At 69.0% G+C, this 18,200-nt stretch carries 17 protein-coding genes; 8 read left to right on the top strand and 9 right to left on the bottom strand.

All coding sequences use genetic code 11. The features are described 5' to 3' along the window. The first annotated feature begins 186 nt into the window (after positions 1 to 186). Both OV208_RS36575 and OV208_RS36570 read left to right on the top strand, forming a co-directional pair. The gene (locus OV208_RS36575) at positions 187 to 813 is read left to right on the top strand and encodes an SRPBCC family protein (protein WP_267578584.1); all 627 of its coding nucleotides are present in this window, start codon (positions 187 to 189) and stop codon (positions 811 to 813) included. Then, complete coding sequence (locus OV208_RS36570; RefSeq protein ID WP_267578583.1) at positions 813 to 1,142, top strand: ArsR/SmtB family transcription factor; 330 nt, start codon at positions 813 to 815, stop codon at positions 1,140 to 1,142. Before OV208_RS36575 ends, OV208_RS36570 begins: the two co-directional genes overlap by 1 nt. Before the next feature lie 83 nt (positions 1,143 to 1,225). Here the strand turns inward: OV208_RS36570 and OV208_RS36565 are convergent, their stop codons facing one another. From OV208_RS36565 to OV208_RS36555, 3 genes are all read right to left on the bottom strand, one after another. Continuing rightward, positions 1,226 to 3,097 carry a M23 family metallopeptidase gene (locus OV208_RS36565; protein ID WP_267578582.1) on the bottom strand — a complete coding sequence of 624 codons (1,872 nt, stop codon included), beginning with the start codon at positions 3,095 to 3,097 and terminating at the stop codon, positions 1,226 to 1,228. 194 nt (positions 3,098 to 3,291) lie between these two features. Continuing rightward, on the bottom strand, positions 3,292 to 4,215 hold the full coding sequence (locus OV208_RS36560; RefSeq protein WP_267578581.1) for a hypothetical protein: 924 nt from the start codon (positions 4,213 to 4,215) through the stop codon (positions 3,292 to 3,294). Position 4,216: 1 nt separating this feature from the next. Further along, on the bottom strand, positions 4,217 to 6,988 hold the full coding sequence (locus OV208_RS36555; RefSeq protein ID WP_267578580.1) for a TonB-dependent receptor: 2,772 nt from the start codon (positions 6,986 to 6,988) through the stop codon (positions 4,217 to 4,219). Positions 6,989 to 7,332: 344 nt separating this feature from the next. On the opposite strand from OV208_RS36555, the gene OV208_RS36550 reads away from it, so the two are divergent. Genes OV208_RS36550 through OV208_RS36535 form a run of 4 tightly spaced genes read left to right on the top strand, consistent with a single transcriptional unit; the run spans position 7,333 to position 10,807 of the window. Continuing rightward, positions 7,333 to 8,505 carry an NAD(P)/FAD-dependent oxidoreductase gene (locus tag OV208_RS36550; protein ID WP_267578579.1) on the top strand — a complete coding sequence of 391 codons (1,173 nt, stop codon included), beginning with the start codon at positions 7,333 to 7,335 and terminating at the stop codon, positions 8,503 to 8,505. Continuing rightward, positions 8,495 to 9,127, top strand: a complete 633-nt coding sequence (locus OV208_RS36545; RefSeq protein WP_267578578.1) for a hypothetical protein — start codon at positions 8,495 to 8,497, stop codon at positions 9,125 to 9,127. Before OV208_RS36550 ends, OV208_RS36545 begins: the two co-directional genes overlap by 11 nt. Continuing rightward, entirely contained in the window at positions 9,124 to 9,921 is a 798-nt protein-coding gene (locus tag OV208_RS36540) for an aldo/keto reductase (RefSeq protein WP_267578577.1), read from the top strand. Before OV208_RS36545 ends, OV208_RS36540 begins: the two co-directional genes overlap by 4 nt. Position 9,922: 1 nt before the next feature. Then, positions 9,923 to 10,807 carry a DMT family transporter gene (locus OV208_RS36535; RefSeq protein WP_267578576.1) on the top strand — a complete coding sequence of 295 codons (885 nt, stop codon included), beginning with the start codon at positions 9,923 to 9,925 and terminating at the stop codon, positions 10,805 to 10,807. Between the two features lie 70 nt (positions 10,808 to 10,877). On the opposite strand, the gene OV208_RS36530 is transcribed toward OV208_RS36535, so the two are convergent. Next, complete coding sequence (locus OV208_RS36530; protein WP_267578575.1) at positions 10,878 to 12,566, bottom strand: invertase recombinase-like protein; 1,689 nt, start codon at positions 12,564 to 12,566, stop codon at positions 10,878 to 10,880. 158 nt (positions 12,567 to 12,724) lie between these two features. After that, positions 12,725 to 13,624 carry a macrolide 2'-phosphotransferase gene (locus tag OV208_RS36525; protein ID WP_267578574.1) on the bottom strand — a complete coding sequence of 300 codons (900 nt, stop codon included), beginning with the start codon at positions 13,622 to 13,624 and terminating at the stop codon, positions 12,725 to 12,727. 309 nt (positions 13,625 to 13,933) lie between these two features. Here OV208_RS36525 and OV208_RS36520 point away from each other — a divergent pair, with 309 nt between their 5' ends. Continuing rightward, a complete protein-coding gene (locus OV208_RS36520; protein WP_267578573.1) occupies positions 13,934 to 14,266 on the top strand; it encodes a hypothetical protein in 333 nt (110 codons plus the stop codon). Positions 14,267 to 14,344: 78 nt separating this feature from the next. On the opposite strand, the gene OV208_RS36515 is transcribed toward OV208_RS36520, so the two are convergent. After that, positions 14,345 to 15,157, bottom strand: coding sequence for an oxidoreductase (locus OV208_RS36515; RefSeq protein ID WP_267578572.1), 813 nt, complete (start codon positions 15,155 to 15,157; stop codon positions 14,345 to 14,347). Between the two features lie 121 nt (positions 15,158 to 15,278). On the opposite strand from OV208_RS36515, the gene OV208_RS36510 reads away from it, so the two are divergent. Then, positions 15,279 to 16,166: a LysR family transcriptional regulator gene (locus tag OV208_RS36510; RefSeq protein ID WP_267578571.1), complete on the top strand. Its 888-nt coding sequence runs from the start codon at positions 15,279 to 15,281 to the stop codon at positions 16,164 to 16,166. A gap of 42 nt (positions 16,167 to 16,208) precedes the next feature. On the opposite strand, the gene OV208_RS36505 is transcribed toward OV208_RS36510, so the two are convergent. The 3 genes from OV208_RS36505 to OV208_RS36495 form a co-directional block, all read right to left on the bottom strand. After that, on the bottom strand, positions 16,209 to 16,817 hold the full coding sequence (locus OV208_RS36505) for a biotin transporter BioY (RefSeq protein WP_267578570.1): 609 nt from the start codon (positions 16,815 to 16,817) through the stop codon (positions 16,209 to 16,211). Then, positions 16,814 to 17,131, bottom strand: coding sequence for a hypothetical protein (locus tag OV208_RS36500; RefSeq protein WP_267578569.1), 318 nt, complete (start codon positions 17,129 to 17,131; stop codon positions 16,814 to 16,816). Before OV208_RS36500 ends, OV208_RS36505 begins: the two co-directional genes overlap by 4 nt. Before the next feature lie 556 nt (positions 17,132 to 17,687). After that, positions 17,688 to 18,200, bottom strand: a 513-nt coding sequence (locus tag OV208_RS36495; RefSeq protein WP_267578568.1) for a hypothetical protein, incomplete at its 5' end; no start/stop codon positions are given.

Genomic DNA, 18,200 nt, shown 5'->3' with positions numbered 1-18,200 from the left:
GATCCGGAGATGAACCAGCGGTGGGGGCCACAGCGCATTCTTCGCAGGTTAAAGCCCTGGGGCCGGCGGCGAAAAGAGCGGCCCACCGCGCCAACCCACTCCGTTCCGGCATCCAGCGCGAACATATAAGAATTGACTAATATGAGTGCGAACTGTAGTGACTCCGTGAAAGCGGGAGGTCCACACATGCTGCACAAGATCATTGGCGCCGAGTTTCGCGCATGCGTCGAGCGTGAGTACGAAGGCAAGCCGGCCCACGTGGTCATCGCCCATCGCGTCTACACCACCGACATCGAGGACCTGTGGGACGCGGTCACCAGCGCCGAGCGCATCCCGCGCTGGTTCCTGCCCATCGAGGGGCAGTTGCAGTTGGGCGGCCGCTATCAGCTCAAGGGGAACGCGGGCGGAACCATCAAGCGCTGTGACAAGCCCACGGCGTTTGATGTCACCTGGGAGTTCAACGGCGGCATGAGCTGGGTGACCGTGCGCCTGGCGCCGGAGGGCAAGGGCACGCGGCTGACGCTCGAACACATCGTGCACGCCGCCGACGTCGAACAGTTCTGGAGCCAGTTCGGCCCTGGCGCCACGGGCGTGGGCTGGGACCTGGGCTTCTACGGGCTGGGCCTCCACGTCGAGAATGGCCAGACCCTGGCTCCGGAAGCCAACGCCGTCTGGGCTGCGTCCGACGAGGCGAAGACCTTCATGCGCGCGAGCGCCCAGGCCTGGGCCGACGCCCACGTGGCGGCCGGAGAGGCCGCGGACGTGGCCCGAGGGATGGCCGACCGCACGGCCGCGTTCTATACAGGAGGCTGATGCACGCCTTCGACGTCCTCGGAGATCCGGTCCGCCGCCGCATCCTGGAGCTGCTGGCGGAAGGCGAGCACGCCTCGGGCGAGGTCGTGGTCGTGGTCCAGCGCGAGTTCGGCATCACCCAGTCGGCCGTCTCGCAGCACCTGAAGGTCCTGCGGGACAACGGCTTCGCGACGGTGCGGGTGGATGGCGCCCGGCGCCTCTACGCCGTGGACGCCGCGCCCCTGGCGGAGGTGGACGCCTGGCTGGACCGCTTCCGTGCCTTCTGGACGCCGAAGCTGGATGCCCTGGCCACCGAGGTCGCTCGGGGCAAGAAGAAGCGGGGCGACTGACACCGGCTCCGCCCCAAGCTTCAGGGCGGTGCCGGGTCTGCCACCCCGTGCAACGTGTGTCCGGGGCACGGCCCCGGCGACGCTCAGGGCTGGACGACGTTGACGCGGGAGAAGCCGAAGCCCGCGATCTTCCAGACGCCGCCATCCAGGCCGCGCACGTACGGAAGCCCCTGGAACACGGTGATGTCGTAGGCGCGGGCACCGCCGGGGTGCTCGGCCCAGGTGCTGCCGCTCGTCGAGGACCAGACGCCGTCATTGGCCCCGATGCCCCACAGCTTGCCGGAGGTGCCGTCCACCGCCAGCCGCTTGAGCGTCGTGGTGGCGGGCAACTGCGCGAAGTAGGAGCCGTTGAACTTCCAGACGCGGTCATCCATGCCGATGATGGAGGGGATGCCCTGGGCGACCGCGATGTCCTTGCCCGTGGAGGCGGTCGGGAGGTGGGCGCTCCAGATGAGGGTCGCGGGGTTGAAGGAGTAGACCTTGTCGTCCAGGCCAATGACCCAGGCCTTGCCGGTGGACTCATCCACCGTGAGGCGCTTGGCCGTCTGCGCCGTCTGGACCCACCCGGAGCTGGTGCCCCGGTAGACGAAGTCGTTCATCCCAATCACATACGGAACCGAGGCGGAGACGGCGATGGCCTTCGCGCTGCCGCCCGGGTTCACATTCAGGTAGACGCCGGTGTGGAGGGGGCCGCTCAAGCGGTCCTGGGTGGTGAGGACCGCGTTCGTGTTGCGCACGGCCCACAGTTGGCCGCTGGGGGCCAGCGCGAAGTCGTTGAGCACGGAGTGGCTCAGCACCACCGGCAGGCTCGCCGAGGGCCAGAGGAGCGAGTTGATGTGATTGGGGGCCGCTCCGCTGGGAATGCCCACGCCGTTCATCTGGGACCAGGGCGCGAGCTGCTCGATCCCGTACCAGGGGGTCAGCACCGCCTGGTCGATGGCGAAGGCACCGTCGAGCGGCAACGGGCGCAGCGGGCCTCCGCACTGGGGGGACCACAGCGTCGCGGACGCGTCCGAGGCGATCGCTCCGATGTGGAGGTGCGGCTTCGAGGAGCTGCCCGAATTGCCCAGCAGGCCCAGGTAGTCACCCACGTTGACCTGCGCGCCAATGGACAACAGTGCAGGGTTGAGCGTGCCGGCCTGCATGTGGGCATACCCGACTTCATACGTGCCGTTGTCGATGAGGAAGCTGTTGCCGCCGCCGTGCGCCGCCGGGTTGACCGAACCCACCGGGAAGTTGGTCGGGTCGGTGTTGACGAAGGCCGTCACCGTGCCCGCCGTGGCCGCGTAGATGGGCTTGCCCCACTGCCGGTAGTGCTCGTTCTGCGAACCGTCGGTGCCCGGAAGCAGGTCGGACCAGCCGGAGCCCGTCCAACCATAGACGCCCACGTCATGGGCGAAGAGCTGGCAGCCCTGGACGCTCGCGCCGTGCACCGCGCCCATGCCCTGCCAGTATTCGTGGGGGCGCAGGTCGCCCACCCGGCCCCAGAAGCGGTTGCTGCCCGACGGAGTGGGCGCCTGGTAGGCGGCGAGCGTGAACGTCTCGATCACCGGGGTCGGGTAGCCCGTGAAGTAGAGCCAGACGCGGACGGTGGAAGGCGCCGGGTTTGGCAGGATGATGTTCTGGGCCGCGCTGAACGACCAGTTGCGGATCGCGTTCGCGGGCACGGCGACGCTGGTGGTCATGCCCGTCAACAGCGTCGTCGTGCCGGGGAAATCAATCATCACCTGGGACAACGTCACGGACGTCGCCTGGTTGTTGCGCAACGCCAGCGCGAGCGACAACTGGTGGCTGGGACCCGACCCGATCGCCGACGGAGACGCCATGGTGAGGTAGCGGATGGCGCCACCCTCCATGGGCTCGTAATAGGTCGTGACGTTCGGCGCCTGGGCGAGCGCGAGCGGACCCCACAGGAGGCAGGGCAACAACAGCAGGAGTGTGCGGAGCTTCATCATGGGGGCTGGAGTCCTTGGGTTGGCAGCAGGCCAGCCCTAGAGCAACGCGGGTGCCAATCGCCGTGAGGGGCCCCTTCCCCCGGAAGCGACCTCCAGGACGGCAAGTGTTGCCATGATCCGGGACCGGAGGGCCGGCAAGGTCAGCCACCACCGGCCGGGATTGCCGGGCATGGAGCTCCATCGCCGAACGCTGCTCAGGGACTCCAGCGCGCCCGCCGCACCAACCATGAGCTGCCGCCGCGCCCGTCGCGCACCACGGCCCAGAACGTCACCTCCTGGGCCGCCGCGCCTTCGGCCGGCTTCCACTCCGTGCGGTGTCGTCCCTGCTGGCCACCGAAGTCCGCGCCGCCCGTCTCCTGCGGACCGAACTCCCCCAGCGTGGCGTGCCAGGAGATCTCCCACGCCTCCTTGAGGTTCACGGCCTGCAACCGCAGGCCCGGCACCACGTACGCCTCCTCCAGTGCCGACACGTCCTCGGATGTCACCACGAAGGGACCGGGGCCGCTGAACTCCGGCAGCACGCCGTCCTGCCAGGGCACGTCATCCACCCGCAGGCCCGGGAGCACCGGCTGCTCGTTGGCCTTCATGCCCTCCACCACCGGGCACCAGAAGACCATCAGCTTCTGCGCGTACACCTCTTCGTCGCCCGCCACCGCCCGCAGGACGAGCGGCATGCGGATGCCTCCCAGTCCCAGGTAGGGGTCCTCCTCCTGCACGCGCTCCAGCAGGAGCCTGTCCTCCCCTACCCTGGCCGCGCCTGGACGGATGGGAAGCGTCAGCTCGCCCGCGCCCGTGGTGCCTTCCGCGAGCAGCACGCGGTCCGCCTCGTTCGCGCACGTGCGGTCATCCGGATCCGCGCACGCCCAGAGCGTGTACGTGATGGGGCGCCCCTCGCCGGCGGGGTCCACCAGCAGCGCGCGGTACGTCACCTCCGCCGCGAGCGCGTCCAGGGCCTCTGGCGTGCGCTCGCAGGTGGAGGCCATCAGCTCTGGCTGTTCCGTGGAGACGCCGAGCACCCGGAAGTCGTGCACGCGAGAGGACCGGTCTTCGGGGTCGACGCAGGCGAGCGCCGCCATCGCCAGCAGGAGCAGACCTCCGGAGTTGAGCAGGGCCTTCATGTCAGAAGCTTCCTTTCACGCCCACCACGGGGAGGATGGGGATGCCGGGCACCTCGTACTCCCGGCGCTGCCGGTAGTCGTTGAAGACGAACTCGACGTTCTCCGCGTTGTAGAGGTTCTGCACGTCGATGTAGGCCCCCAGCGTCCAGTTCTGGAATTGCCAGCCCTTGTCCAGCCGCACGTCGAGCTGGTGGAAGCCCGCCGTGCGCGCCGAGGCATAAGGACCATACGTGCCGTTGAAGCGGTTGCGATCCGCCTGGAACAGGTCGAACGAGTGGTTGAGCGGCGTCGTCGGACGGCCGGTGGTGTAGCGGAAGCGCCCACCCAGCTCCCAGCCATTGCCCAGCACATAGCTGCTCACCAGCGTGAGGATGTGCGTCTGGTCGAAGGGGCTGAGACCGTAGGTCTCATCACCACCGCCACCGAAGCTGCCGCCAAAGCCTCCACCACTGTCGGGGTTGGAGCCCGTGCGCCCGTCGAGCGAACGGCTGAAGGTGTATGACAGCCAGCCGGACCACTTGTCCGACGCGGACGCGCGGTTCTTCTTCACCATCACCTCCAGGCCCAGGGCGCGGCCGATGCCCTCGTTGGAGTACGGCAGTTGGACGACGCCTCCTCCCGGGCGCGTGACGATCTGCCCGGGCGCCGCGATGTTGTTGAAGCGGCGGTTGAAGAAGCCCGTCACGTCCACGTTGAGCACGTCCGTCAGGCGGTGGTCCACGCCGAGGCTGCTCTGGAACGCGCGCTGGTAGATGAGGTCCGGGTTGCCGTACGGCAGAGCGATGAAGCGGAACGTCTCCGCCGGCTGGCTGTAGAGGCCGAGCGAGCCCTTGAGGTTGGTGCGCTCGGTGGCCGCGAAGCTCACCCACAGCCGCGGATCCAACGCCAGGTTCCGGGCGTTGCCCGCGCGCTGGAGGTTGCCGCGCACGCCGGGGGTGAAGGTGAACTTGCCCACCTTCAGGTCCGCCTCCACGAAGAGCGCGCCGTCGAAGGAGCCGAGGCCAATCTTCTCCACCAGCAGCTCACCCACGGACTCGGCGCCGGGGAAGGCCACGTACTCGAAGTTCTCCGGGGCGGGGAACTCCACGTCGAAGGACTGGTGCTCGTACACGAGGTCCAGGCCGGTGCGCACGGTGAGCGAGGAGGACAGCTCCAGGCCCAGCACCTCGCGCGCGCCCACCGTGTAGCCCACGCCGTCCTGCTTCGCGGCGCCGAACTGGAAGCTGTTGGCGTCGTAGCCCAGGTACGGGGTGAAGACGGAGGTGAGCGCGCCCTTGCGGTACGTCCAGTCACCCTTGAGGCGGTGGAAGAGGGTCTGCGTGTCCACCGACAGGTCCCGCTCCGTCTCCGGGCCCGCGGACACCACCCGGAGCTGGTCGTCACTGCCAAAGGCCATGACGTAGCCGGTGCTGCGCGCACCGCCCGCCTGGGCCTGGGCCTCCTCTTCCGAGCGGGCGCCCCGCTTCGCACCGAAGTCCACGCGCACCTGGTAGTCCCAGTAGCGAGGCACCACGGACAGCGTGCTGCCCTCGCTCTTGGGGAGGACGAGGGGTAGCAGCGTGTCGATGTACGAGCGCCGCGCGGCGGCGGCCACGCTGATGCCGTCCGTCACGGGCGCCTCCAGGAAGAAGCCCGCGTCCAGCAGGTCCACCTTCACGGAGCCGTGCAACGTGTCGGCGGCGCCCTTGCGCGTGCCGACCTCCACGATTCCGCCCACCGCGCGGCCGTACTGGCTGCCGTAGCCGCCCGGGAAGAAGTCGAGCTGGTCGATGAACTCGGCGTTCACCACCGAGGGGCCGCCGAGCAGGTGGAAGAGGATGGGGATGCGGACCCCGTCCATCATCGTCGACGTCTGGCCGGGGTTGGAGCCGCGCACCAGCAGCTCGCCGGAGATGAAGGGCGCACGCGCCACACCCGGCAGGGTCTGGATGACGCGGATGGGGTCTCCGAAGGTGCCCGGCGTCCGCTGTGCCTCCTGGCGCGTGATGGTCCGGCGCACGACCTCCTTCTTCGGCCGCTCGGAGCGCACCACCGTCTCCAGCGCACCGGCGGAGGGGGCGAGGAAGAAGTTCACCTCCGTCGTCTCGTTCTCCTGGAGCTGCTCCTTCGTCTGGTAGAGCTGGAAGCCGGACGCCACCACGCGCACCGCGCACTCGCCGGGTGGCACCTCCAGGGTGAAGCGGCCGTCCGCGTCCGAGAGGGCCTCGGGCGCCTCCGGGTCATCACCACAGCGCACGGTGGCACCGGGCACCCGCGAACGGCTGCCTCGTGAAATCAACTGGCCGGTGAGCGTGGCCTTCCGCGCCGCCTGGACCTGCTCCGGCCCAGGGGCCTCTTCCGGCGGAGCGTCGAGGGTGAAGTGGTAGACGTACTCCACCTGCACCGGCGCGGGCACGCCGTCCACCTCCGCGGGCGAGAAGCGGAACTGGCGCACCGCCGCGAGGGCCGCCTCGTCGAAGCCATGACCCGCCGGCTCCGTCGGCAGCACGTCCGACACGGAGCCGTCCGCGGCGATGGTGATGATGAGGCGCACGGAGCCGGTGAGCCCCTCCGCGAGCGCCTCAGGCGGGTACGCGGCCTGCACCGGCTGCACCAGCTCCGGAGGCTTCGTCATCGTGGGCTGGGCCTGCGCGGGCGGAGTGCCCTCGGCCTGCGATGGTGGCGCGGCTTCCGCAGGCGACGCGCCGGACTGCGGTGCCTGCGCGAGCACCGGGGTCGCGAGCAGGAGCGAGGCCGCGGCGAGCGCGCTTCGGGCTTTCAGGTTCGGGGACATGGCGCGGGCGAGCATACGGGATGCGGCGCCGCGTGGGGCGACAGGCCCCTCACCCACCCCACCGCCTCACGTCACCTGAAGCGCACCCCCTGGAACCACGCCACGGGGGCGTGCCTCCGGGGGGGCGGCCGCGCGGCGCCCGAGCCATCACGTCGCCTCCACCCTCCCCCCTCCACCCTCCGCCCTGGAGTCGCAACCGCACGGAGGCAGGCAGACGCCCCCCATCCTTCCGTTGCACGACCCAAACCAGCCATCTTCGCGCGCCTTGGTTTTCTGGTTAGTCACGTTCACGCAACAAATTGAACAGGGATTGGAATTTTCATGCAACGACAAGGAGGCGTGCCGTGACTCGAGACGTCCGCCGCTACGACGTGGTGTTGGTAGGAGGAGGAATCACCGGGCTGATGCTGAGCCACAAGCTGTCCCGGCTCGGGCTGCGGTTGTTGCTGCTGGAGAAGCAGCCGACGCTCGCCAGCGGGCCCTCGACGCGCAACGAGGGCTGGTTGCACCGGGGCAGCTACCATGCCGGCTCCATCCGTGACCGGGAGAACGCGGTCCAGGTGGCGCGGCGCTGCATCTACGGGCACGAGCAGATTCGCGCCTTCGCGCCAGAGGCGGTCGAGGACGCGGACCGCACCCCGCTGGTCCTGGTCCGCGACGGAGACCGGGTGCAGGAACTCACGTCCCGGTGGGACGAGGCGGGCGTCTGGTACCGGCCGAGGGCCCGGGCCGCCGCCGTCTCGAGCTTCCCGGCCGCCGACCTCTCCCGCGCCGCCGCCATCTTCGAGGTCGCGGACGTCAGCCTCAACACCCGGATGCTGTACCGCAAGCTCTACACCTCCGCGCAGCAGGGCGGCACCGAGGTCCTCACCGGCGCCCGCCTGGAGCGCATCAACGGCCAGGAGGCCAGCGTCGTCACCGCCGACGGACAGACGCTCCACGTCGAGGCGGGACTCTTCGTCTACTCCGCCGGCTTCGGCGCCAGGGATCTCTTCCGCGACTTCTTCAAGCTGGAGCTGCCCATCCGCTACTGGAAGAGCCACCTGGTCGTCGTGCCCCGCCTGGGCGCCCACGGGCTGTTCTACGTGGACCCGCATGAGGCGGCGATGATGCACCACGGTGGCTACAGCATCGTCGGCCTGAACGAGGACGCGCTGCTCTGCACCGAGCCTGACTACAACGTCATCGAGGAGAAGGCGGGGAACCTCCACCGGGCGCTGGAGCGGCTGGTGCCCGGCTGGAAGCGCGGGACGCCCTTCACCGACGTCGCGTGCACGAAGGTGGACTTCTCACCCGACGCGGGCGCCGCGCGCTCGCTCAACATCGCCATCCACGAACCCGTCCCCGGGCACATCTGCATCCTGCCGGGAAAGATGACCGAGACGCCCTTCCTGACGGACGTCCTGACGGCGCGGCTCTACGAGCGCCTGGAGGATGGCCTCATCGCGAAGCGCCCCTGTGACGTCCTCCACGCCAACCTCACCCTCCACCGTCGCGAGCCCTCCCATGCAGCTTGATCCGGACCTGCTCTCCGCCCTCGACGCGCCCCGTCTCGCGGCGGGCCTGCTGACCCTCAAGGAAGTCCTCGCGCTCGCCAGCAGCGGCAACGTCATCTTCGACCCGTTCTCCGTACTCATCTCCCGTCACGCGCGCATCGGCCAGGGCAATGTCTTTCATCCCTGCGTCACCCTCACCTGCGCGCCGACGGCGGAGCTGCGGCTGGGCGACCGCAATGTCTTTCACACCGGCACCCTGCTGGCGGCGGAGACCGGCCCCCTCCTCATTGGGGATGGCAACCAGTTCGGCGAGGGCGGCTTCACCGCGAAGGCGAACAGCCCTGGCGCGCACATCGTCATCGGCGATGGCGGACGCTACCTGGGGGGCGCGTCCGTCTTCGGCCAGACGGAGCTGGGGTCGGGGACGCAGGTGCTGGGAGCCATCACCGTGGACGGATGCAGCCTGGCCGGGGGCGCCGCGTTCAGCGACCCGGATCCGGACCGGCGCGCCGCCGTCCTCAAGGGCTCCGGCACGGCCCGCCGGCTGGTGGTCGGCGTGGGCCAGGTCATCGCGGGCAGCGGCACCTTCCGCCTGGAAGACGCGAAGCCCCAGTCCTTCTTCCACCCGAAGGCTGCGCCATGAGCCCCCGGGGTGACGTTGAAGCACTGGTCGCGCCGGGCCCCGTCGGACTCGGGCTTGGCCTGCTGTCCATCGGCCGCACGTGGGGCTACCACTCGGAGCCTCCCCCTCCCGAAGCGGACGCGCGGCGCCTGCTCGAGTACGCCGTCGAAGCCGGAGTCCGCTGCTTCGACACGGCGCCCGCCTATGGCACCAGCGAGGAGCGGTTCGGGGCCTTCCTCACCACGCTGGGCTCCCGGCGCGAGGAGCTGCTCGTCGCCACCAAGTTCGGCGAGCACTGGGATGCGGAGGCCCACACCTCCTTCACCGACCATGCGTACGACGCGCTCCGCCGCAGCCTCGACCAGAGCCTCCACCGGCTCGGGCGGATCGACCTGCTCCAGGTGCACAAGGCCACCGCGGCCACCGTGGGCGCGCCCGACGTGGTCCGCGCCCTCGAGTACGCCCGCTCGCTGGGCATCACCCGCCTGGGCGCGAGCATCAGCGACGTGGCGGCGGCGGAGGCGGCCTGTTCGGTGGGCCTCTATTCCTACCTCCAGTTCCCCTACAACACACTCCACCGGACGCTGGAGCCCGTCTTCGCGCTGGCTTCGCGCAAGGGCCTCCAGGTCCTGATCAACCGGCCCTTCGCCATGGGGCAGTTGCTCCATGCCCCGGACAAGGCGCGCGAGGTCGCCCTGCGGGAGTCGCTCGACCACGTCCTGGGCCAGGCCTTTTCGGGCTTCGTGCTGACGGGCACGAAGTCCGTGGACCACCTTCGCCAGACGCTCGCGGCCTTCGGCTCCCGGGGAGGCTGAGATGTGGATTGCCTATGGCCTTGGCGCCGGGGTGATGCTCGGCCTGTACGATGTCTGGACGAAGAAGGCGATGACGGGCAACGCCGTCATCCCCGTCGTCATGTGGTCCTCGCTCTTCGGGGCGCTGGTCTGGGTTCCCACCCTGTTCCCAGGGGCGCTGCCCATCCACATCGATCCGTTCGGGCTGTCCCTGCGCGAGCACGCGCTCCTGCTCCCCAAGGGCGTCGCGATGACGGCCTCGTGGATCCTCGCGTACTACGCGGTGCGGGAGCTGCCCATCTCCATTGCTGGCGCCGTGCGGGCGTCCGGGCCGCTCTGGACGCTGGCGGGCGGGTTCGTGATGTTCCGAGAGCTGCTGACGCCGATGCAGTTCCTCGGGCTGATGATCACCGTGCTGTCCTACTACGTGCTCTCCGTCGTCGGCAGGAAGGAAGGCATCGTCGTCTTCCGCAACACCGCCGTGCTGCTCATGCTGTCGGCCACGGTGCTGTCGGCGGTGACGACCGTCTATGACAAGTACCTCGTCGTCCAGCTCCAGCTCCCGGTGCTGGAGATCCAGGCGCACTCCGCCTTCCAGCGGTGCGCCCTGTCCGCCCTGCTCTTCGTGCCGTACATGCTGCGCAGGGGCGGCCTGGGGCTGGGCCTCACCTGGAGCTGGGCGGTGCCCCTGGTGGGCATCTCCTGGGTGCTGGCGGAGCTCATCTACTTCCACGCCCTCATGGACCCCCAGTCGATGGTGTCCCTGCTGTCCGTCCTGCGCCGCACGAGCCTCATCGTCGCCTTCTTCCTGTCCGCCCTGCTCTTCCGCGAGGCGAACCTCTGGCAGAAGACGCTGATGATCCTCGTGCTCATCGCGGGGATGGCCATCCTCATCCTCGGCCGGTGAATGCAAGACGGGCCGCTTCCCTCCTCGGGAAGCGGCCCGCTCTCTCAACGCCGGTGGATCAGCGTTCGTTTCAGTCCTTCGTGCAGACGACGTCGTCGATCTGGAGGTGGTCGCGGTCGGCCACGCTGCGGCTCGGATAGAGGATCAGGCGCCAGTCGCGCACGTTGCCGGTGAAGCGGAAGAACACCGGCTGCCACGCGTCGCTGTCGACGGCGAGGAAGTCGGTCTGCACGCTCCAGCCGCCGCTCGAATAGGTGCGATGGCGGATGGTGCCGTGGCCTCGCACCCGGTACGAACAGGAGTAGTTGCCGCTCGGGACGTTGAACTTCTCCAGGGAGAAGCGCTCGGCCACCTGGATGGGGACGACGAACTGCAGCGCCCGCGAGCCACCGTGCACCGCGTTCGTGTAGGGCACGAGCCGCGAGGGTTTGATCTCGGTGCCCGGGTCGGCGATGCCGTTGTCCATGCCGTACCAGTAGTCGGGAATGTAGTGGTTCCCGTAGTACGGGATGGAATAGGTGTCCCAGCTCTCGAATCCACCATTGCGGATGATGTTCGAGGGGTGAGCGGCGGCGACACAGCGCCGGGTCGCCGCGTCGCAGGCAGGCAGCGCGCCGACACAGTCGTAGGTGGTGAAGCAGGCGCCTTCGGCCAGCTCGCACACGCCCGTCGTGGGGTTGCAGCTCGTCGCCGCGTGGCTGCAGGTGACGCCAGCGCAGGGGTCGCCCGCCACGCACAGATGCGTGGCCTGTTCGCAGACCGGCGTCGCCGGGGTCCCCGCGCAATCCGCGTGACGGGTGCAGCGATCGGCGGCGACCACACAGGTGTTTGTCTCATCGCAGGACTGCCACTCGTTGCAGTCCGCGGCGTCGTGGCAGCGACCGGAGAGAGGTTCGCAGGTCGCGGTGGCATTCACGCAACGCTCCCAGGTCTCACAACTGACCGCGTCACACGGCTCGTCGGCCCGCGCGCAGCGCACGTCGTCGATGAACAGGTGCTCCCCGCTGGTATTGCGGACGCTGAAGATGAGCTCGAAGGTGTCGAAGACGTCGGCGGCGAGGTTGAAGTTGTACGTCACCGCCTTCCACGCCTGGCTGTTGACCTGGGTGTAGGCCGAATAGGAGGAGTAGTCGTCGTCGAAGAAGGCGTTTCGCACGTCACCGGTGCCACGCACCTGGTAGGTGCAGGAGTAGCGGCCCGCGGGCATCGACTTCGCCAGGGTGCTGAAGCGCCTGTGCGCGGTCAGGGGATTGGCCAGCCGGGCCGCGTTCGTTCCTTCGAAGGCGTTCGTCATCTCCCGCCGTACATCTTCGGGGGAGATATTCGACGTGCTGCCGTACCACTTCGCCGGAAGCGCCCCGGACCAATCTTCGAAGCCCCAGTTGTCGATGACGCTCCTCGCGGGAGGCTCGCCTGCGTCGGGCGTCTCGGTGCCCGCGTCCGGCGTCTCGGTGCCCGCGTCTGGCGTCTCGGTGCCCGCGTCCGGAGTCTCGGTGCCCGCGTCCGGAGTCTCGGTGCCCGCGTCCGGCGTTTCATCACCTGCGTCCGGCGTCCCACCGCCTGCATCCGGCGTTTCATCACCGGCGTCCGGCGTCCCACCGCCTGCATCCGGCGTTTCATCGCCCGCGTCCGGCGTCCCACCGCCCGCATCCGGCCGGGGCTGGCCGGCATCAGCGGTCACCTCTGGATTTGGATTCGAATCACCACAGGCGGCCACCAAGAGCAGCAGTGAAGCCAGACACACTCGAAACAACGTCACAGCGAGCCTCCGCTTTCCAGGAAATATCCATCCATACCACACTTCCCCCTGGTGGTGGCAGCGCCGAAGCCACACGAGGTGAGCCCCTGCGTCGGCTTCACGATCCGGATGAATCCGTCGTGACGGGTAGTATGGATGGCGTGCGCGGCAGCCGCGGCTCAGGGCTTCAACAGCGCCACCGCGGCCTCCCGGTGCTCCGGCTGGCCCGTGGTCAGCGCATAGAGGGCGTAGCCAATGGGGCTGGCCGCGAGCAGCTCCATGCAGTGGTCGCCCATCCGTTCCCAGACCTGCCCGCCCGCCTTCACGTAGGCGTCGACGGTGGCCTCGAACACGGCGTCCACACCGAGCATCCGCTGGAACACGAAGTCGCGAGCGGGGTCGCCGACCTTGGCGGTGGTCCAGTCGAGCACACCGGTGATGGTGTCGTCGGAGGCCATCAGGATGTGTGCGGGGTACAGCTCACCATGCGTCAGCGTGACGTGCCGGGGCCAGTAGGAGTCCTCCCCCAGCCAGTCCTCCCAGCGCCGGACGAGCGCTTCGGCCACATCGAACTCCTTCCGGACCCGCGCGATGTCGGCGGCCCAGCCGGTGCGAACCTGCTCGGGTGTCTCGACCGTCAGGCCGGCGCGCCCGGCCTCCTCGATGCTGATTCCGTGCAGCCGGCTGACCAGGAGGCCGAACTCCCGGGCATAGACGCGGGATTCGCGGTCGAAGTGCCACACGGGTTCGCCGGAGGCCGGGTCGAGGGTTAGCCCGGGTCTCCCGGGCAGGGCCCGGTAGGCGATGAGACTCCGGTCGGCGACCTGCCACCGGGGGACGGGGACTCCGAGGCGCGGACCGACGAAGTCGAGGATCGCCCGCTCCTCACCGAGCTTCGCGGAGACGTCATCGCGCCGGGGGATCCGGAGGACCCACTCCACGTCGCCTGCGTCGCGAGCCATCACGACGCGATAGTCGAGCCCCGCCTCGTTGACCGACAGCGATTCGGGGTTGAGCACCAGGCCATGTGAGGCGGCCCGTTCGAGAATCCGCCGGGCATCATCTGGAGGCAGGGGCATGGAGGGGAATCCTTTCGTGGGAGAGCCCGCCAAGGAGCAAGCACCGGGCAGGAGGCCCTGACAAATCCAGCCCCGCCAACCTGACGGGCGGTGGCGAGAGTGGAGGGTGTCCCTGCCCCAAACACCTTGGGCATCAAGAGGCTCGACGGCGGCAGCGGCTACGTCTGCGACCAGGGATGCCGTACCTGCCACGCCTGGGTCGTCTCCCCATACCTCCTCCGGGGGATGCCCAGGTGCTTCGCGGAATGCGATTCAGCCGCGCGGGCCTGATCCACGGGCCCCGTCATTCCCACCCTCGGAGTTCCTCCCATGTCGGTTCGCTACGACCCCAACATCATCACCCAGCACGCGCAGGCCCTCTACAACCGCGCCTCCGGCATCATCTTCGCGTGGGGCGTCATCGGCTTCATCGTGGGCGCGGTGGCGGCAAGCGCCGCGCAGTTGCAAGGCCTCTTCATTCTCGTGGGCGGACTCCTCCTGGCCCTGGTGGGCGTCATGTTCGGACGGGGCCGCGCCTTCTCCCTCCAGCTTCAGGCGCAGGTGGCGATGTGCCAGGTCGCCATCGAAGCGAACACACGGAAGGCCGCGACCGCCACGGTGTCCTCCGCTCCCGCCGAGCAACTGACCCGCGCGAGTAGCTGAAACCGTTTCTTCGGAGCCGTCAGGACAGGCCCGCCTCGCGCGGACGGACGCCCGCCAGCGTCCGCCCGCGGGGTGCGCTCACGACGTGAAGTCCGTGGAGAGGGAGAGCGCGCGGTGGGCGGCCAGCTCCCGGGCGACGAAGGCGTTCTTGTCCTCGATGCCCTTCACCGTGTCGCTGCCCAGGGCAAGGCGCAGCGGGGGCTGCTTCAGCTTCACCAACTCCAGCAGCGCGGTGGCGAGCTTCGCCGGGTCGCCCGGCTGCTGGTGGTTGATGGCGGTGGCGCGAGTGCGCGTCGCGCCGGACGTCTCCGCGTAGTCGGGGATGATCTTCGCCGCCCGGGTGAGCGAAGCCTCATCCAGGAAGTCGGTGCGGAAGTAGCCGGGCTCGACGACCGTGACGTGGATGCCCAACGGAGCGAGCTCCTCATGCAGCGCCTCGCTCAGGCCTTCCACGGCGAACTTCGTGGAGCAGTACACGCCGAACCCCGCCCCCGAGCGGTACCCGCCGATGGACGAGAGGTTGATGACATGCCCGGAGCGCTGCTGGCGCATGACGGGCAGCACCGCGCGGGTGACGGCCAGCAGGCCGAAGACGTTGGTCCGGAAGAGCTTCTCGATTTCTTCGGCGCTCGACTCCTCGACGCCCCCGAGCAGCCCGAAGCCCGCGTTGTTCACGAGCACGTCGATGCGCCCCGCGTCCGCCACGACGCGCCGGGCCTCGGCCTCGTCCGTCACGTCCAGCTTCGCGACGACCAGCCGGGGGTGCGCCTGAAGGGGAATGCTCTGGGGGTTGCGCGCGGTGGCGATGACGCGGTCGCCTGCGTCGAGGGCCGCCTGCGCGATGCGGAGTCCAAATCCACGGGATGCGCCAGTGATGAGCCAGGTCTTCATGTGCGTGCTCCTTGTCAGCGGTTCCAACACGCATAGAGATAGACGCTGGCCATCCATGAGGGAATCCGTACAGCATGCACTAGACTGTTGAGCCCCGCTCAACAGAGGAGAGGAAGCGTCCATGCAGGCCGACGTCCGTGAGCTGACGGTGTTCCTGGAGATCGCCCGGCACCTGAACTTCCGCCGCGCGGCGGGGGCGCTGGGGGTGACGCCCTCGGCGCTCAGCCACAGTCTGCGGGGGCTGGAGGAGAAGCTGGGCCTTCGGCTGGTGCACCGCACGACCCGGAGCGTGGGACTCACGGCGGCCGGAGAGCGGCTCGCCGAGCGGCTGCGTCCCGCGTTCCGGGACATCGACGATGCGCTCGATGACCTGAACACGTTCCGCGAGGTGCCCGTGGGCCGTCTGCGCATCACCGCGGCCCGGGTGGCGACGCGGCTGGGATTGATGCCGGTGCTCGGTCCCTTCATGGCCGCCTACCCGGGCATCGAAGTGGACGTCGTCGACAACCCGGCGTTCGTGGACATCGTCAAGGAGGGCTTCGACGCGGGCGTGCGCTTCCATGAGCGCGTGGCCGCGGACATGGTCGCGATACCGCTCGGGCCGCCGCTGCGCTCGGCCATCGTCGCCTCGCCAGAGTATTTCGCGAAGCGCCCTCTTCCGAAGACGCCGAAGGACCTCGCCGCGCACGACTGCATCCAACTGCGGTTCAGCAATGGCTCACGCTACGCATGGGAGCTGGAGCGCAATGGCCAGGAACTGGAAGTGGAGACGCGGGGCTCCCTGGCGCTGAGCGATCAGGTGGAGATCCTGGAAGCCGCGCTCGCGGGCCTGGGGCTGGGGTATGTCTTTGAGTCCCAGGTCGAGTCCCTGGTGCGAGAGCGACGGCTGGTCCGCGTCCTGGAAGCCTGGTGCCCGCCCTACCCCGGGTTCTTCCTCTACTACCCGAGCCGCAGGCACCTGCCGCCCGTGCTCAAGGCCTTCGTCGACTTCGTGCGGGCAAGGACCTGAAGGAGCAGGCGGGGCGAGCCTCCGCCGGAGCCCGCCCTGGCTTCAGGAGGCCGTGGCGCGGGAAGCGCGAGCCCGTACAAGCCGCCACGCGAGGGAGGTGATCAGCCCGGCGATGGCGGCCTTGAGCAACCCTCCGGGGACGAAGGGAAGAAAGCCCTTCTGGAAGGCGGTGACGAAGTCGAGCGAGACCGCCACGCGGAGCCAGACCATGCCGATGCCCAGGATGACGAGCTGTCCCACGAGGAACAGGGGCACCGCCGTCCACGGTCGCCGGTCGTATCCGTGGCGCGCCGCGAGGCCCACGAGGAAGGCCGCGGGCAGGAAGGCCACCAGATAGCCCCCGGTCGGCCCGGCGAGCTGCCCCCAGCCGCTGGCCGCCTTCGCGTAGAACGGCAGTCCCGCCGCCCCCAGCAGGAGATAGACGAGCTGCCCGGCCATGCCACGTCCAGGCCCGAGCGCGGCGGCCGTGAGGACGACCGCGAGCGTCTGTCCCGTGATGGGCACCGGCGAGCCCGGCACCGGGAGGGCCACCTGCGCGAGCAACGCGGTGCAGAGCGCCGCACCGAGCACGAGCGCACCCTCCTGGACGCGCGTGCGCACGAAGACGTCGGCCAGGACGCGATGCGGTGGAGGACTCTCGCCGGCGCTCAACTCGGAACCACCCGCGAGGAGTGCGAGCCGCAGGACACAGAGGGAGCAGGAGACACGGACCGATGCTCAGCGCGCTCGATGTCGCGACGGGACATGGCGGGGAGCGGCGCCATGGCGAGCAATTCCCCCGGCTCGGCCGGCAGCTTTGCTCGCCGCGCGCTTCGGATGAGCGCACGGCCTCCGAGGACGAAGACGGTGGCGAGAATGAGCCCCAGGACGGTCGAGTCTGTCGTGCCCCTGCGCAGGTTGTCGATCTCCACACCGAAGCCGGTGAGCCCCAGGATGACGAGAAACCAGCCAGCGATACTTCGCATGCGCCCCTCTTCGCGACGGGGCAGCTCATCCGGCCCCGCGCCCTGTCTTAGCAGAAGATTCCGGTCCGCCGCGGGCTCCGGCGTGGCTCCCGGGTTGCGTCCACGCCCACTCCCCCGCCATCCGTCGTGCTCGTGGCGATGAGCAGCTCCGGGCCGAAGACGCCGGAACGGCCCACGCCCTCCAGACAGATCCAGCAATACCAACCGTCGAAACCCTCCAGGGCGCCTGCCCATCGCGACAAACACCACCGGGGCCCGGACTACCAACAGCCTCTAAAAAATGTCAGGGCAGAAGCTGTAAATCAACTTCCATGGCCCCGCCAACCTGCAATGATTTCCCAAGCTTGAATTGAAGCTCACGGCTCTCGTTTGACTATTGCCATCCCAACAGCAGACCAGGCAGCCGCAATCATCCACGGCGCGCTCGTCCCTCAACGATTCGATGAGCCAGGCCGGCGGCTCTCGGAGACTCCAGGAGTCGCCGGCCCCGGCCTTCCTGCGCGCCAGCGCGGCGGCGGGCTGCGCCACGGAGTCCTCGGGTCGTCCCGGATTCACCTCAGCGGTACTTCAGCGCGCGCCGCTCTTCGATGACCTCCTGCGGGTGCAGACGCAGGTAGCGCAGAAGGTCCTGGGCGAATTCGCCCGAGTGTCCGAAGCGGACGCCCAGGCGGTGCTCGGCGCGCAGGGTGTTCTCCGAGAGGTCCGTCCCGCGGATGGTCTCGTACTCCTCCCGGTTGCTGTAGTCGCACAGGGGGAACTGGCCGCGGGACGTTCCATGGGCGTTGTGCAGGGCGTGGATGAGCTCGTGGGCGATGGTCAGGAACAGCGGCGTGGCCAGGGGATTCTTCAGGCCGTCGAACGCGACGAATGACGCGTCCGAGATTCTCGGGTCGATGGCGATGATGGAGCCGCTGCCGGAGTCCGGGAGCCTCGGGAGCTCAGTTCCGGTGATGATGTCGATGTTGGCCTTCGCGCTGCCCATGGCCTGGGCCATGCCCTGAATCGTCCCCGCCTCCGAGAAGACCCCCGTCACGGCGGGGCCGAGGTCGCCGCTGGCCACGTTCTCCGG

The organism is Corallococcus sp. bb12-1 (assembly GCF_026626765.1).
In the GTDB taxonomy this organism is placed as follows: Bacteria; Myxococcota; Myxococcia; order Myxococcales; family Myxococcaceae; genus Corallococcus; species Corallococcus terminator.
The sequence above is the reverse complement of the archived record's forward strand: the minus strand, read 5'-3'. Positions and strand labels throughout refer to the sequence as shown.

Excerpts from the sequence above, each read along its gene's own strand:
- OV208_RS36500 (WP_267578569.1), bottom strand. The coding sequence starts at position 17,131 with ATGCGAAGTATCGCTGGCTGGTTTCTCGTCATCCTGGGGCTCACCGGC.
- OV208_RS36565 (WP_267578582.1), bottom strand. The coding sequence starts at position 3,097 with ATGATGAAGCTCCGCACACTCCTGCTGTTGTTGCCCTGCCTCCTGTGG.
- OV208_RS36545 (WP_267578578.1), top strand. The coding sequence starts at position 8,495 with ATGCAGCTTGATCCGGACCTGCTCTCCGCCCTCGACGCGCCCCGTCTC.
- OV208_RS36555 (WP_267578580.1), bottom strand. The coding sequence starts at position 6,988 with ATGTCCCCGAACCTGAAAGCCCGAAGCGCGCTCGCCGCGGCCTCGCTC.
- OV208_RS36525 (WP_267578574.1), bottom strand. The coding sequence starts at position 13,624 with ATGCCCCTGCCTCCAGATGATGCCCGGCGGATTCTCGAACGGGCCGCC.
- OV208_RS36510 (WP_267578571.1), top strand. The coding sequence starts at position 15,279 with ATGCAGGCCGACGTCCGTGAGCTGACGGTGTTCCTGGAGATCGCCCGG.
- OV208_RS36540 (WP_267578577.1), top strand. The coding sequence starts at position 9,124 with ATGAGCCCCCGGGGTGACGTTGAAGCACTGGTCGCGCCGGGCCCCGTC.
- OV208_RS36570 (WP_267578583.1), top strand. The coding sequence starts at position 813 with ATGCACGCCTTCGACGTCCTCGGAGATCCGGTCCGCCGCCGCATCCTG.
- OV208_RS36520 (WP_267578573.1), top strand. The coding sequence starts at position 13,934 with ATGTCGGTTCGCTACGACCCCAACATCATCACCCAGCACGCGCAGGCC.
- OV208_RS36575 (WP_267578584.1), top strand. The coding sequence starts at position 187 with ATGCTGCACAAGATCATTGGCGCCGAGTTTCGCGCATGCGTCGAGCGT.
- OV208_RS36535 (WP_267578576.1), top strand. The coding sequence starts at position 9,923 with ATGTGGATTGCCTATGGCCTTGGCGCCGGGGTGATGCTCGGCCTGTAC.
- OV208_RS36560 (WP_267578581.1), bottom strand. The coding sequence starts at position 4,215 with ATGAAGGCCCTGCTCAACTCCGGAGGTCTGCTCCTGCTGGCGATGGCG.
- OV208_RS36515 (WP_267578572.1), bottom strand. The coding sequence starts at position 15,157 with ATGAAGACCTGGCTCATCACTGGCGCATCCCGTGGATTTGGACTCCGC.